Raw genomic sequence first — 14,270 nt, 5'->3', positions numbered from 1 at the left:
TCAAGGAGAATTTCTGACATGGCTTTAGCAATTTTCGATTTGGACGAAACCCTGATCCATGGCGACTGTCCGTCGCTCTGGAGCAAACAGATGAACCGTTTGGGCTGGGTCGACAGCGAGTTCCTGAAAAAGGATGCCGAACTGATGGACGCCTACGGCAGGGGCCACCTGAAGATGGAGGACTATATGGCCTTCAGCCTGGAGCCAATTGCCGGGCGCACACCGGAAGAGATCGAGCATCTGGTCGAGCCTTGGGTCGAGGAATTCATCGAGCCGATCATTTTCAGCGATGCTTGCAAGAAAATTGCCGAGCACCGCAAGGCCGGCGACCGCATCCTGATCATCTCGGCGTCCGGTACGCATCTGGTCAAACCCATTGCCGAACGCCTGGGCGTGGATGAAATTCTCGGGATCGATCTGGAGATCCGGAACGGGGTTTATACCGGCAATACCGTCGGCACCCTCACCTATCGCGAAGGCAAGATCACCCGCCTGCTCGAATGGCTGGACCAGGAAGAGGAAAACCTCGAAGGCGCGTATTTCTATTCCGATTCGCGCAATGATTTGCCGTTGTTGAGCAAGGTTGATCATCCCAACGTGGTTAACCCTGACCCGGTGCTGCGTGAACATGCCGAGAAGGCGGAGTGGCCGATACATCAGTGGGCTTGAGACCTAGCGACCGCTTTTGCGGTCGATCGCGGGCAAGCCCGCTCCCACAGAGGATGGTGGTGTTTTCACGATCCTCTGTGGGAGCTGGCTTGCCAGCGATGAGGCCCGAAAGCCCTAAACCAGACTCTCGTCCACCACCAACACCAACTTCCCGGACACCTGATTCCCCGCCAGCTCCGCAAACGCCGCCTCGGCATCCCTCACCGCATAGGTCCTGGCCAGCTGCGGCTTCAACCGCCCTTCGACAAACAGCGGCCACACCTGCTGGCCCAGATCGCTGAGCAGATCGGCCTTGAACTGGTCATCGCGATTACGCAAGGTCGACCCCAGCACCTGTACCCGCTTGGCCAATACCTGGGCCAGGTCCAGCTGCGCTTCGCGCCCGCCCATCAGGCCGATGATCACCCAGCGGCCATCGCGGGCCAGCAGCTTGAGATTGAGTGGCGCATAATTGGCCCCGACCGGGTCGAGAATCACATCGAAGGGAGCAAAATCATTCAGCGCCTCCAGGCCCTCGGTGCGTACCACGCCGCCGACCGCGCCCAGCTCCTGACAATAAGCCAGCCGGTCTGCCGAGCCCACGCTGACCCAGCAGGGGTTACCGAACGCCTTGCACAGCTGGATAGCCGCAGAACCCACGCCGCTGGCGCCAGCATGCAGCAAGACCTTTTCCCCGGGCTTGAGTGCCGCCAGCTGGAACAGGTTCAGCCAGGCCGTGCTGTAGACCTCCGGCAAGGCTGCTGCCTCGACCAGGCTCAAGCCCTCGGGTACCGGCAGGACATGACGCCCGTCGACCACCACTTCCTCGGCCATGCCACCGCCGGCCAGCAGTGCACAAACCCGATCACCCACCTGCCAGGACGAGCCCGGGCCGACTTCGCTGATCACGCCGGCGCATTCGAGCCCGAGAAATTCACTGGCGCCCGGTGGCGGCGGATAAAGACCGGCGCGTTGCAGCAAATCAGCGCGGTTGAGCCCCGCAGCGGCGACCCGAATGCGTACTTGCCCCACGTCACAGGTCGGGCTTGGTGCCTCAACCCACTCCACATGTCCGTCAACGCCTTGCAATGCTTTCACAGTGCCTCCATAGTTGAGTCATGACTGAGCCCGGTGCTGTAGCCCCGGGCTTTTTGCATTATGCGACCGGTTCCCCTGGAACCGGCGAATTCAAAGACGGCCTAATATGCGTGATCAATTGCCCCCACGTCGAATCAGCATGAAGCATTTCTTTCCAAGCACCGCTCTGGCCCTGTTCATTGGCCTGGGCAGCATTCCGCTGTCGGGCAATGTATTCGCCGCCAATAGCTGGGACAAACTCCAGCCGGACCGTGACGAAGTCGTCGCCAGCCTGAACGTGGTCGAGCTGCTCAAGCGCCACCACTACAGCAAGCCGCCGCTCAATGATGCACGCTCGGCGATCATCTACGACAGTTACCTCAAGCTGCTCGACCCCTCGCGCAGCTATTTCATGGCCAGCGACATCGCCGAATTCGACAAGTGGAAGACTCAGTTCGATGACTTCCTCAAGAGCGGCGACCTGGACCCCGGTTTCACCATGTACAAGCGCTATCTGGACCGGGTCAAGGCCCGCCTGGACTTCGCCCTGGCCGAGCTGAACAAGGGCGTCGACAACTTCGACTTCACCGCCAAGGAAACCTTGCTCGTCGAGCGCAAGGACGCCCCTTGGCTGAAAAACCAGGCTGAACTGGACGACCTGTGGCGCAAACGCGTCAAGGATGAGGTCCTGCGCCTGAAAATCGCCGGCAAGGAACCCAAGGCCATCCAGGAACTGTTGACCAAACGCTACAAGAATCAACTGACGCGTCTGGACCAGACCCGCTCAGAAGATATCTTCCAGGCGTACATCAACACCTTCGCCCAGTCCTACGACCCGCACACCAACTACCTGTCGCCTGACAGCGCGGAAAACTTCGATATCAACATGAGCCTGTCGCTCGAAGGTATCGGCGCCGTCCTGCAAAGCGACAACGACCAGGTCAAGATCGTGCGCCTGGTGCCCGCAGGCCCTGCGGCCAAGACCAAGCAGGTGGCACCGGCCGACAAGATCATCGGTGTCGCCCAGGGCGACAAGGAAATGGTCGACGTGATCGGCTGGCGCCTGGACGAGGTGGTCAAGCTGATCCGTGGTCCGAAAGGCTCTGTAGTGCGCCTGGAAGTCATTCCGGCCAGCAATGCGCCGAACGACCAGACCAGCAAGATCGTGCCGATCACCCGCGAAGCGGTGAAGCTCGAAGAACAGGCCGCGAAGAAATCCGTGCTCAAGCTCAAGCAGGATGGCCGCGACTACAAGCTGGGCATCATCGAGATCCCGGCGTTCTACCTGGACTTCAAGGCGTTCCGTGCCGGTGATCCGGAGTACAAGAGCACCACGCGCGACGTGAAGAAACTGCTCACCGAACTGCAGAAAGAGAAAGTCGACGGCGTGGTCATCGACCTGCGCAACAACGGCGGCGGCTCCCTGCAGGAAGCCACCGAGCTGACCAGCCTGTTCATCGACAAGGGCCCGACGGTCCTGGTGCGCAACAGCGATGGCCGGGTCGACGTGCTTGAAGACGAAAACCCCGGCGCCTTCTACAAAGGCCCGATGGCACTGCTGGTCAACCGTCTGTCGGCATCGGCCTCGGAGATCTTCGCCGGCGCCATGCAGGATTACCACCGGGCGCTGATCATCGGTGGCCAGACCTTCGGCAAAGGCACCGTGCAGACCATCCAGCCGCTCAACCACGGCGAACTGAAGCTGACCCTGGCCAAGTTCTACCGGGTTTCCGGGCAGAGCACCCAGCATCAGGGCGTGCTGCCGGATATCGACTACCCGTCGATCATCGACACCAAGGAAATCGGCGAGAGCGCCCTGCCTGAAGCCATGCCATGGGACACCATCCGCCCGGCCATCAAGCCGGCCGTGGACCCGTTCAAGCCGTTCCTGGCACAGCTCAAGGCTCGCCATGACGCACGCTCGGCCAAGGATGCGGAGTTCGTCTATATCCGCGATCGCCTGAAACTCACCGATGAACTGATGAGCGAGAAGACCGTCAGCCTCAACGAAGCCGAACGTCGTGCCCAGCACACCGACATCGAAACCCGGCAACTGGCCCTGGAGAACACCCGCCGCAAGGCCAAGGGCGAAGAGCCGCTCAAGGAACTGAAAAAAGAGGACGAGGACGCGCTGCCCGACGAGCCGGACAACACCAAGCCGGAAGACGATGCCTACCTCAGCGAAACAGGGCGCATTCTGCTCGACTACCTGAGCTTGAATTCGGCGGTGGCGAAACACTGAGCAATGATGGCTGCCATCATGCGGATGTAAAACAAGGGCTGAGCGCCGAAGGTGCTCAGCCCTTTTTCATTACAGCGTTTTTTAACGTCTGCCGTACCTATCAATTCTGCTAGCTGTTCAGTGCTGTGGAGATGAGCAAGGCTGTGCCTACTTATTCACAGGAGCCCAGCATGGATAGCTCATCGCGCACTCTTTTATGTCGCTATGCCTATGACCCACTCGACCGCCTCAGCGGCCGGGAAGTGAATGGCGCAGGGACGAAACGCCAGTTTTATCAAGCAGGCCAACTCATCAGTGAGGTCAGCGCCCAGGAAAGCAGTACCGTCATGCGGGCCGCCCAGCAACTGCTGGCGCTGCAACAACTTCAAGGCAGCGACCGAGAAGTGGAGTTGCCGCAGACGGACCTGCAAGGCTCGGTATTGTCCCTGAACAGCGCTGGCACCCGGCGCTCGTTCCCTTATACACCTTACGGCTTTCTTGCCAATGAGGGACCTTTGTCCTTGTTGGGTTTCAATGGCGAGAAACGAGATCCCGTGCTTGGACATTATTTGCTGGGTAATGGTTATCGGGTTTTTAATACAGTGTTGATGCGCTTCAATAGTCCGGACAGTTGGAGTCCGTTTGGTAAGGGCGGGATTAATTGCTATGGGTATTGCGGGGGAAATCCTGTGGGCAACATGGACCCAACAGGACATTTTTCCTGGTCAAAACCCCTACAAAGTTTATTTAAATCCGGAAAACTTAATAGAGAGAAAATCAAAGCTCGCTTCAATCAAAAAACGCAAGACAATCTATTATTCTGGGACAAAAGCGGAATTGAGCAGGAACCTCCAACGCTCAATCCTCGCGCTGGAGTCAGAGCTACCGAGAATGGTTTCGCGGTATTTCGAAAAGATGACAAACTTTATTCTTCAGATTTTACATTTAATGGCATTAAACTTAACTTCACGAAAATTAGCCCAAACCAAGCGATCAATGATTTGCAGCGAGAAACAATAAATACAAACTTTCGCAACACAAACTACATATTCGATATCACTCCAATTGAAACTGGCTTCGACGTACAAATGCGGTGGATTCCACCTCGCGACACAAGCAAGCCCACGGCTCCCCCACTCCATGAAACAATGACAAACGTGCGTGCCCCCAAGTGACACTAACAAACCGCAGCGTCATCAAACAGTCATCAATCTGTCGTGAAATAGGGGGCTGAGCGCCATGGGTGCTCAGCCCCTTTTTTTCAGGTAGCCCTCGTCATGACCGTCACCGAACAGCTCAGCGCATTGACCGCCATTCTGGCGCAAAGCGGCTTGCACAGCTTGTTCCAACCCATCGTCTGCCTGTCCGAGCGGCGTATCCTCGGCTATGAAGCCTTGAGCCGGGGCCCGTCCAACAGTCCGCTGCACTCGCCCGTCAATCTGTTTACCATTGCCCGCCAGGCCGGCCGTCTGAGCGAGCTGGAGATCGCCTGCCGGGAAAGCGCCTGCCGCCGTTTCAGCGCGCAGAAGCTCGAGGGCAAGCTGTTTCTCAACGTCTCGCCCGAATCCCTGCTCGAGCCCACCCACCAACCGGGGCGCACCCTGCAGTTGCTGCAGCACTACGGTATCGAACCCAGCCAGGTGGTGATCGAGCTGACCGAACAGACGCCGACCGATGACTTCCAGCTGCTCTACAACGCCCTGCACCACTACCGCGCCATGGGCTTTTCCATCGCCCTGGACGATCTCGGCGCCGGCTATTCGAGCCTGCGGCTGTGGTCGGAGCTGCGCCCGGATTATGTGAAGATCGACCGCCACTTCATCGATGGCATCCATCAGGATGCGGTCAAGCGCGAGTTCGTTGGCTCCATCCTGCAGATCGCCAAGGCCTCGCGGGCGCAGGTGATTGCCGAAGGCATCGAGCTGGCCGAAGAGCTCTCGGTGCTCACCGAAATGGGCGTGGACCTGGTCCAGGGCTACCTGCTTTGCCGCCCCCAGGAACAACCGCCGCGCAGCATTGGGGCCCTGCTGCCACGGCACATGGACGCCGGCTTGCCGCCCCTCAATGATGAGGGCAGCGCCCTGGGCTCCCTGCTGATCGCTCAACCGGCGGTGGCCAGCGACACGCCTACGGCTGAGGTACTGGAAGCCTTTCGGCGCCAAGCCAACCTGAACTCGCTGGCGGTGCTCGACGCCCAGGACCACCCTGTCGGCATCGTCCACCGTCATTCGCTCTCTGAAGCGCTGCTCAAGCCCTTTGGCACCGATCTGTTCGCACGCAAGCCGATCAGCCGGCTGATGAGCGAGGATTTTCTCGCCGTCGAGCTCAACCAGTCACTGCAACAGGTCAGCCGATTGCTGACCAGCCGCGCTCGGCAGCGGATCGAAGAAGATTTCATCATCACCGTCAACGGCTGTTACCTGGGCATGGGCCGGGTCATCGACGTGCTCAAGCTGATCACCGAACTGAAGATCCAGCAGGCCCGGCATGCCAACCCCCTGACCCTGCTACCGGGCAACGTGCCGATTCAGCAATGCCTGGCCCGCGTGTTGCAACAAGGTCGCGAGGCGGTGATTTGCTATGTGGATATCGACAGCTTCAAACCCTTCAACGATATCTACGGTTATAGCCGTGGCGACGAGGTGCTGTTGTGCCTGGCCCAGTGCCTGAACGAACGGGTCGACCCCAGCCGCGATTTTGTCGGGCATATTGGCGGGGATGATTTTTTGCTGGTGCTGGGCGTTGAAGACTGGCGCAAGCGCCTGCAACAGCTGCTGGAAGACTTCCAGGGGCAATGCCGGCGCTTCTACCGTGCCGAGCATCTGGATGAAGGTGTTTTCATTTCCTGGAACCGCCAGGGACAGCGCCAGGAATTTCCGCTGCTGTCACTCTCGATCGGTGTCGTGCACTTGCGCGCAGAGGCCTGCGCTCTGCTCGACGCCAGTCAGTTGGCTGAACTTGCCTCCCAGGCCAAGCACCATGCCAAGCACATCCCGGGCTACAGCCTGCACCTGATCGACACTCTCAATGCGGGTTCGCTTGATAGCGTCGCGCCTGTTCAGGGTCCGGGGCCAGGCCCGGACCGCCCTGCTGATACAACTGCGACAACTTGAGCGCGGCCAGCGGATGCCCGGCCTTCAGCGCCAGGGTCCACCACTGCAGCGCCGCCTGGGCATCAGGTGCCACGCTCGGGGTTCCGGCAAGGCTGATCACACCCAATTGATAAGCCGCCTTGCCATCGCCGCCCTGGGCCGCCAGGCGCAGCAGGCGCACCCCCTCTTCCCGCGCCCCCAGGCCCTGGCCACGAAAGGCCAGGATGTGCCCGTAGAAACTCAGGGCGCCGATATCGCCCAGGTTTGCCATGCGCGAAAACTGGCCTTCGAGCCAGCGCCAGGCACGCGGCTGGCGAACGAACCACCGCCAATGAAACAGGCGCCGCGCCAGCCAATAGCTGAAACGGGCACGCATGCGCCACAGCAGTCGTTGCAAGGCTTACGCCTCCTCGGGATAACTGTACTCGAACACCCGAACCACTTCGGAGGCGTGCCAGGACGCCGCGGCGACACCGTCGGAGGGGCCGGAAAAACGTCCCAGGCGCTCGACGCACTCAAAGAAACCGGTTCGCGGCAATCGACTCGCGCCCTGGCTGATCACCAGCGAACTGCGCAAGGGCTGGTCGGCACGGGCATCGAGCACCGCCAGGTACTCCAGCGCGGCCGTGAGTGTCTGCATGGCGGGCGTCGGGAACTGCAAACGTTCGAGCAATGCCCGATACGTTAGCAGGTGACGTTGGCGGCGGGCATGATCAAGCTCCGTCAGCAGCCCTACCCACTGTTGGCGGCTGATACGTACGCTGGTCACGATGCATCCCTCCAGCCAGGAACCCCCAGCTCCCAGGCAAGGCTTCGTCGGATTGCCGCATCCGGTACGCGCTCGCCACTTTCAATCATGGCCAGATAGGAAGGACTGATGCCCACTGTGCGCGCCAGGCTTTCAATTGCCAGGCCCTTGGCCTCGCGCAGCGGCTGCAACGACTCAAGGCCAGGCAGTTCGGTGGCCGCTGGAATCGCTGACGGTGTTGGAGAAGATTCGCTGACACTGTGTTCCGGTTGCCCTGCCGCCCTTAGCAGAGCCTGGTACTGCGCCCATGGGACAACCGCATATTCTGGTTGACCATCACGACTGATGACCTGAATACCCATTACAACCCCCTGTAGGATTACGATATGTAATCGGTCGGCACAATCCTTATGCCAATAATATTAACAGCCGACAAGGACTTCTGCGGGTCTCTGCGGCAAAGCTGTTTAAATGACGTCAATATTTTTATTGTTCAGCCTTTGTGATGTTCCAGTTGCAGGGCCTCGGGGCTATCCGGCAGGCGCTCGACAATGCGCAGTTTTTCCGGCTTCTGGCGAGCCCGCCAGGCACGAAAGGCATCGAGTTCATCGCTGATGGCCTTCATCACCCAGGCCAGTACGGCGATATCATCGAGCATGCCGACGCCCAGCAACCAGTCAGGAATCGCATCCAGCGGACTGACAAAGTACAGCAACCCCGCCACCACTGTCACCACAGCCTTGAGGCTGATGGCACGGTACTCACCGCGCCAGTACGCCAGGCACAACGCCTGCAGCAAGCCGATATCCTCCTTGAGCTTGCCCAGGCGATGTCCCTGGCCGAGCCCCTTGCGCGCCACGGCGAATATCAGCGCCGGCAACCGACCGCGGCTGAGCAGGCGTTCTGCTAGCGGCAGGAACCGGGCGAAATTCCAGGGTGCTTTCATGTGTCCTCCAGCGTCGATACCGAGGAAGGTTATCCACAGTAATTGTGGATAACCTTGTGAACAGAGCCCCTTTTGCTGCAGGAGAGCCCCGTTTTACAAGGGCCAAACTTAAATCGGGCGTTTTTTACACACATGAAAAAACACCGGAAATTCATTGACTTCAATCACCTGGAACGGTTACCGCCCTGGCGCCTGTTGATAAGACTACACCAGGGCACTGGCGTTCGGTTACCGCCTCCTGAAACGACAACGCCCCGTCGAGACGGGGCGCTGGGGTATCAAAGGCTGCCAATTATTTGGCGGCGTTTTGATCCTGATCCTTCGATTGATCCTTGATTGCCAGCAGTTCCAGGTCGAAGACCAGAACCGAGTTGGCAGGGATCGACGGGCTTGGGCTTTGCGCGCCGTAGGCCAGTTCAGCCGGAATGTACAGCTTGTACTTCTCGCCGACGTGCATCAGTTGCAGGCCTTCGACCCAACCCGGGATCACGCCGCTGACCGGCAGATCGATTGGCGAGCCGCGCTCGACGGAGCTGTCGAAGACCTTGCCGTCGATCAACTTGCCTTCGTAGTGAACGGTCACTACGTCAGAGGCTTTTGGCTGAGGGCCATCGGCTTTCTTGACCACTTCGTACTGCAGGCCGGAAGCGGTGGTGACAACACCAGGCTTCTTGCCGTTTTCTTCCAGGAATTTCTTCCCGGCAGCAGAGGCTTCTTCGCTCATCTTGGCCAGGCGCTCTTCAGCACGCTTCTGCAGCGCGGCGAAGGCTTCTACCAGCTCTTCGTCCTTGAGCTTCTGCTCTTTCTTGCCGACAGCATCTTCGATGCCTTGGGCAACAGCCTTGGAGTCCAGATCATCCATGCCTTCCTGCGCCAGGCTCTTGCCCATGTTCAGGCCGATGCCGTAGGAGGCTTTTTGCGCAGGAGTTTTCAATTCGACGGTGCTGTGTTGATCGCAACCCGCCAGAACCAGGCCAACCAGGGCAACTGCCGCCGCCAACCGATGCTGTTTCATGCTATTTCCTTGTTCATCCGCCAAAAGGGCATTCGAGTAAAGCCGCGAGCTTATCAGGCGGCCACGACCAATGGCTACCGGCATGAGAGCGTGAAAATGAAGATAAGTTCAGGTCTGTAAACGCTTTTGCACCCACAAAGGTTTAACGATAGACCAACTTCGGAAAATCAAGGGTAAGAACCTTCGCGATATTGCCCCGCGACTTCGCGCAACACCTCGCACAACCATTGTGCCGGCAACGGCAATGGCAGTGCAGCGTTGCTGCAGATTCCCACCGACCCACCGGGCTCCTGCACGCCCAGATCCAGCTCGCACAACTCACCCCGGCTGATGTCCACAAGCACCGCATCATGGGGGGCGACCCAGACCGCATCGCTGCCAAGCACATAGCGCCGGCTCAGCGCCGGCGACAATGTTTCCAGGCGTTGCGAAGGCGGCTCGATGGCGCACTGCACGAACAGGCTGTCGGCATGCTTGCGGATGGTCGTGCCGGCCAGGGGCAGCACCAGCGGGTAGCGATTGACCTGGTTGCGTTCGGTGGGCTGGTGCGCGAGCAAGGGGTGGCCGGGACGGACTACCAGCGACATTGACTCGCTGTACAGGTGCTCGAACAGCAGGCCCTGGATCTGCGGGCTGTCGGTCATCCTGCCAATCACCAGGTCCAGCTCGCCGACGTGCAATTGCGCCAGCAGGTGCGCACTGGGTCCGGTCACGACACTGACCACCAGGGCGCTGTGGCGCTGGTGCAAGCGGCACAACACCTCGGGCATCAACAGGCTCTCGACGGTAGACAGCACACCGACCTTCACCTGCGGCGGCGCATGCGCTTCACCGCGCAAGGTCGATACGCCGTCGCGCAGGGCCTGCACACAGGGCCCTGCATAGCCCATGAAGCGCACCCCGGCCGGCGTCAGCTCGACACCGTTCTTGTCACGCTCGAACAGCCGCGTCTGCAGCAGGTCTTCGAGCTCCTTGAGGGTCTTGGAGATGGCGGGCTGACTGATCGCAATGGCGTCGGCAGCCTTGGCAAAACTGCCCTGGCGGGCAATTTCGAGAAAGCACAGCAGGTGACGGAATTTGATGCGGGTGTCGAGGTTCATGGGGGCAAGCGTATGCGATGACCCTGGGCAACACAAACCTGCCTGCGATGCATCCTTCCCCCTCGTTCCCACGCTCCGCGTGGGAATGCAGTGCCAGACGCTCCAGCGTCGACCTGCCTGAGCCGACGCAGAGCGTCGCAGGAGGCATTCCCACGCGGAGCGTGGGAACGAGGACTATCAGGCCACCCCGATCTCCACCTCATCCCCATTGAACCGCACCGGCCACACCCGCAACCGCTGCCCTGGATCTTCCATGCAACTGCCATCAACCAGGCTGAAATGCTGCTTGTACAAGGGCGAGGCAATCACCAGCTCACCCTTGAGACTGCCGACCAGCCCCCGCCCGATCACATTGGCCCCCGACTGCGGATCGTGGTTGTCGACCGCGTGCAGGGTTCGCCCCTGCTGCTCGCCCGGCAGGTAGAACAGCGCAACCTGGGCGCCGTCCAGCCAGACCACCACGCCGGAGTCGGCGATCAGGTCCTGGCGTGTGCACACCGACTGCCACAGTTCCGGGTTTTGCACGCGTACGGCGTTGCTCGACGTTGCCATCAGACCACCTCCTCGGTGACAGGGATAAGATTGAGTTCAGCGGCGGCAATGGGCCGGCGCTGGCCGCGCTCCTTGACGAAGTGAATATCCGGGTCGGCGCGCTTGTCGTTGACGAAGGTGCGGAAGCGCTTGAGTTTTTCCGGGTCCTTCAGGGCATTGGCCCATTCGCATTCGTAGCGATCGACCACCAGCTGCATCTGCGCCTCCAGCTCCGCGGCCAGGCCCAGGCTGTCTTCGATGATCACTTGCTTGAGGTAGTCCAGCCCGCCTTCCAGGCTTTCACGCCAGACCGAGGTGCGCTGCAGCTTGTCGGCGGTGCGGATGTAGAACATCAGGAAGCGGTCGATGTAGCGGATCAGGGTTTCGTCATCCAGGTCGGTGGCGAACAGCTCGGCGTGGCGCGGACGCATCCCGCCGTTGCCGCTGATGTAGAGGTTCCAGCCCTTCTCCGTGGCGATCACGCCCACGTCCTTGCTCTGTGCCTCGGCGCATTCGCGGGTGCAGCCCGATACCGCGAACTTGAGCTTGTGCGGCGAGCGCAGGCCTTTGTAGCGGTCTTCGATGGTCAGGGCCATCTGCACGCTGTCCTGTACGCCATAACGGCACCAGGTGCTGCCCACGCAGGACTTCACCGTGCGGGTCGATTTGCCATAGGCATGCCCGGTCTCGAAGCCGGCTTCGATCAGCTCGCTCCAGATGTCCGGCAGCTCATGCAACTGCGCGCCGAACAGGTCGATGCGCTGGCCGCCGGTGATCTTGGTGTAGAGGTCGTATTTCTTGGCGACTGCGCCGATGGCGATCAGCTTGTCCGGGGTGATTTCGCCACCGGGAATCCGCGGCACCACCGAATAGGTGCCGTTCTTCTGCATGTTGGCCATGAAGGTGTCGTTGGTGTCCTGCAGCGGGACCAGCGACGGGTCCATGATCGGCTGGTTCCAGCAGGAAGCGAGGATCGAACCGACCGCAGGCTTGCAGATGTCGCAGCCGACATGGCCACGACCATGCTTGGCAAGCATTTCTTCGAAGGTGATGATTCCTTCCACCCGCACCAGCGCATACAGCTCCTGGCGGGTGTAGGCGAAGTGTTCGCACAGGCTCTTGTCCACGGCGACGCCACGGGCCACCAGTTCATGTTCGAAGACTTGCTTGAGCAAGGCGGCGCAACCACCGCAACCGGTGCAGGCCTTGGTCTGCGACTTGAGCATCGGCAAGTCGCTGCACCCAGCGTCGATGGCCGAGCAGATCGATCCCTTGGTGACGTTGTGGCACGAGCAGATGGTCGCCGTCTCGGGCAACGCATCGGCGCCCAGGCTTGGCGCGCCGTCGGAGACCGGCAGGATCAGTGTCGAGGGGTCGGCCGGCAGGGCAATGCCGTTCTGCACGTACTGCAGCAGGGTGTCGTAGTAGCTGTTGTCGCCCACCAGCACGGCGCCGATGACGCGCTTGCCGCTGGCATCGACCACCAGGCGCCGGTAGCTGGCGTTGGCTTCGTCGATGAAGCGGTAGCTCTTGGCCCCCGGCGTGGCCGCGTGGGCATCGCCGATGGAGCCCACGTCGACACCGAGCAGCTTGAGTTTGGTCGACATGTCGGCGCCGCCGAAGGTGGCTGCAGCCTCCCCGGCCAGGGCGCTGGCGACATTGCGCGCCATGCTGTAGCCCGGTGCGACCAGGCCGAAGATGCTGCCGTTCCACGAGGCGCATTCGCCAATGGCGAAGATGCGCGCATCACTGGTGCGGCAGTGCTCATCGATCACCACGCCACCGCGCGGGGCGATATCCAGGCCGCTGCTGCGACCCAGTGCGTCCTGTGGACGAATGCCGGCGGAGAAGACGATCAGGTCGGCCTCGAGGAACTCGCCGCCGTCGAAATTCATACGGTAGCGGTAATCCTCACCGGCCACGATGGCCTGGGTGGCTCGCGACAGGTGCACGCCCACGCCGAGCGCTTCGATCTGCGCACGCAAGGCAGCGCCACCGTCGGCATCGAGCTGCACCGGCATCAGCCGTGGCGCGAATTCGACCACATGGGCTTCCAGGCCCAGGGACTTAAGCGCGTTGGCCGCTTCCAGGCCGAGCAGGCCACCGCCGACCACCACGCCACGACGTGCGCTAGCTGCGGCGGCGCGAATGGCGTCGAGGTCGTCCAGGGTGCGGTAGACCAACCGGGCTTCGGCTTCGGAACCGGGAATCGGCGGCACGAAGGGATAGGAGCCGGTGGCCAGGATCAACTGGTCATACGGATAACGAGCCAGGGAGGTGACCACTTCACGGTGCTCGCGGTCGATCTCCAGCACCGCCTCGCCCAGGTGCAGGCGCACACCATGCATCCCGTAGAGTTGCGCATCGCCCAGGGCCAGGGTCTCGGCATCGCTGCCGCTGAAGTATTCCGACAGGTGCACGCGGTCATAGGCGCGCTGGCGCTCCTCACCGAATACCTGCACCTCGAAATGCGCCAGCGCGCCGCGCTCGATCAATTGTTCGACACAATGATGGCCGACCATGCCGTTGCCCACGATGACCAGCTTTTGCCGGTGTGCGATCGTCACTATCGAATTCATACAGGTTCCTCACTCAAGGCCATTCACGGTGGCCTGTGCGGCCAGCCCCTGAAAAAAACAAACAAAAAAAGGCGCCTGGAGCCGAAGCTCCAGGCGCCTTTGCCTGGTATTGATCTGTGTAAGGTTGCGCGGGTACGAATGCCCGGCTCACCTGTCCTGTTATGTGATCGACGTTGACCACCGCGGACTGCCTGCCAATGCGTCTTGGCGTGCCTGAATGGAGAAAAGCAGGTTACGTGCCAACTGCTGTAACCCTTGATTTCCGTGCCCTGGCTAAGGTCAGCCAGTACAATATCGATCCCTCTTGGTGCAC

13 protein-coding genes are annotated in these 14,270 nt (G+C 60.6%); 4 read left to right on the top strand and 9 right to left on the bottom strand.

Features of this window, described 5'->3' with window-relative positions:
• The first annotated feature begins 18 nt into the window (after positions 1-18).
• On the top strand, positions 19-669 hold the full coding sequence (locus F2S13_RS03490; RefSeq protein WP_166359059.1) for an HAD family hydrolase: 651 nt from the start codon (positions 19-21) through the stop codon (positions 667-669).
• A 114-nt stretch (positions 670-783) separates the two neighbouring features.
• Here the strand turns inward: F2S13_RS03490 and F2S13_RS03485 are convergent, their stop codons facing one another.
• Positions 784-1,746 carry a zinc-binding dehydrogenase gene (locus tag F2S13_RS03485; RefSeq protein ID WP_166359058.1) on the bottom strand — a complete coding sequence of 321 codons (963 nt, stop codon included), beginning with the start codon at positions 1,744-1,746 and terminating at the stop codon, positions 784-786.
• A gap of 139 nt (positions 1,747-1,885) precedes the next feature.
• Here F2S13_RS03485 and F2S13_RS03480 point away from each other — a divergent pair, with 139 nt between their 5' ends.
• From F2S13_RS03480 to F2S13_RS03470, 3 genes are all read left to right on the top strand, one after another.
• Positions 1,886-3,967: a carboxy terminal-processing peptidase gene (locus tag F2S13_RS03480; protein ID WP_178118973.1), complete on the top strand. Its 2,082-nt coding sequence runs from the start codon at positions 1,886-1,888 to the stop codon at positions 3,965-3,967.
• 170 nt (positions 3,968-4,137) lie between these two features.
• Positions 4,138-5,121 carry an RHS repeat-associated core domain-containing protein gene (locus tag F2S13_RS03475; protein ID WP_166359056.1) on the top strand — a complete coding sequence of 328 codons (984 nt, stop codon included), beginning with the start codon at positions 4,138-4,140 and terminating at the stop codon, positions 5,119-5,121.
• A gap of 102 nt (positions 5,122-5,223) precedes the next feature.
• Entirely contained in the window at positions 5,224-7,059 is a 1,836-nt protein-coding gene (locus F2S13_RS03470; RefSeq protein WP_166359055.1) for a GGDEF domain-containing protein, read from the top strand.
• Here F2S13_RS03470 and F2S13_RS03465 read toward each other — a convergent pair.
• From F2S13_RS03465 to nirB, 8 genes are all read right to left on the bottom strand, one after another.
• Entirely contained in the window at positions 6,971-7,426 is a 456-nt protein-coding gene (locus F2S13_RS03465) for a tetratricopeptide repeat protein (RefSeq protein ID WP_166359210.1), read from the bottom strand. The two genes, F2S13_RS03470 and F2S13_RS03465, sit on opposite strands and share 89 nt — an antisense overlap.
• A 12-nt stretch (positions 7,427-7,438) precedes the next feature.
• Positions 7,439-7,807, bottom strand: coding sequence for a hypothetical protein (locus F2S13_RS03460; protein ID WP_166359054.1), 369 nt, complete (start codon positions 7,805-7,807; stop codon positions 7,439-7,441).
• Positions 7,804-8,148, bottom strand: a complete 345-nt coding sequence (locus tag F2S13_RS03455) for a helix-turn-helix domain-containing protein (protein ID WP_166359053.1) — start codon at positions 8,146-8,148, stop codon at positions 7,804-7,806. Before F2S13_RS03455 ends, F2S13_RS03460 begins: the two co-directional genes overlap by 4 nt.
• A gap of 131 nt (positions 8,149-8,279) precedes the next feature.
• Positions 8,280-8,732: a YkvA family protein gene (locus F2S13_RS03450; RefSeq protein ID WP_166359052.1), complete on the bottom strand. Its 453-nt coding sequence runs from the start codon at positions 8,730-8,732 to the stop codon at positions 8,280-8,282.
• A gap of 292 nt (positions 8,733-9,024) precedes the next feature.
• A complete protein-coding gene (bamJ, locus tag F2S13_RS03445; RefSeq protein WP_166359051.1) occupies positions 9,025-9,747 on the bottom strand; it encodes a BamJ family beta-barrel-assembly machinery protein in 723 nt (240 codons plus the stop codon).
• A 167-nt stretch (positions 9,748-9,914) separates the two neighbouring features.
• Positions 9,915-10,847, bottom strand: a complete 933-nt coding sequence (gene pcaQ, locus F2S13_RS03440) for a pca operon transcription factor PcaQ (protein ID WP_166359050.1) — start codon at positions 10,845-10,847, stop codon at positions 9,915-9,917.
• Positions 10,848-11,024: 177 nt separating this feature from the next.
• Entirely contained in the window at positions 11,025-11,399 is a 375-nt protein-coding gene (gene nirD, locus F2S13_RS03435; protein ID WP_166359049.1) for a nitrite reductase small subunit NirD, read from the bottom strand.
• A complete protein-coding gene (nirB, locus tag F2S13_RS03430) occupies positions 11,399-13,957 on the bottom strand; it encodes a nitrite reductase large subunit NirB (protein ID WP_166359048.1) in 2,559 nt (852 codons plus the stop codon). Before nirB ends, nirD begins: the two co-directional genes overlap by 1 nt.
• Positions 13,958-14,270: the final 313 nt, after the last annotated feature.

The organism is Pseudomonas akapageensis, from assembly GCF_011355085.1.
Taxonomy (GTDB): domain Bacteria; phylum Pseudomonadota; class Gammaproteobacteria; order Pseudomonadales; family Pseudomonadaceae; genus Aquipseudomonas; species Aquipseudomonas akapageensis.
Note: the sequence above shows the minus strand (reverse complement) of the source record. Positions and strands in the feature narration are given on the sequence as shown.

Coding starts and splice junctions, on each gene's coding strand:
- F2S13_RS03490 (WP_166359059.1), top strand. CDS start 19: ATGGCTTTAGCAATTTTCGATTTGGACGAAACCCTGATCCATGGCGAC.
- F2S13_RS03480 (WP_178118973.1), top strand. CDS start 1,886: ATGAAGCATTTCTTTCCAAGCACCGCTCTGGCCCTGTTCATTGGCCTG.
- F2S13_RS03475 (WP_166359056.1), top strand. CDS start 4,138: ATGGATAGCTCATCGCGCACTCTTTTATGTCGCTATGCCTATGACCCA.
- F2S13_RS03470 (WP_166359055.1), top strand. CDS start 5,224: ATGACCGTCACCGAACAGCTCAGCGCATTGACCGCCATTCTGGCGCAA.
- F2S13_RS03455 (WP_166359053.1), bottom strand. CDS start 8,148: ATGGGTATTCAGGTCATCAGTCGTGATGGTCAACCAGAATATGCGGTT.
- F2S13_RS03450 (WP_166359052.1), bottom strand. CDS start 8,732: ATGAAAGCACCCTGGAATTTCGCCCGGTTCCTGCCGCTAGCAGAACGC.
- bamJ (WP_166359051.1), bottom strand. CDS start 9,747: ATGAAACAGCATCGGTTGGCGGCGGCAGTTGCCCTGGTTGGCCTGGTT.
- pcaQ (WP_166359050.1), bottom strand. CDS start 10,847: ATGAACCTCGACACCCGCATCAAATTCCGTCACCTGCTGTGCTTTCTC.
- nirD (WP_166359049.1), bottom strand. CDS start 11,399: ATGGCAACGTCGAGCAACGCCGTACGCGTGCAAAACCCGGAACTGTGG.
- nirB (WP_166359048.1), bottom strand. CDS start 13,957: ATGAATTCGATAGTGACGATCGCACACCGGCAAAAGCTGGTCATCGTG.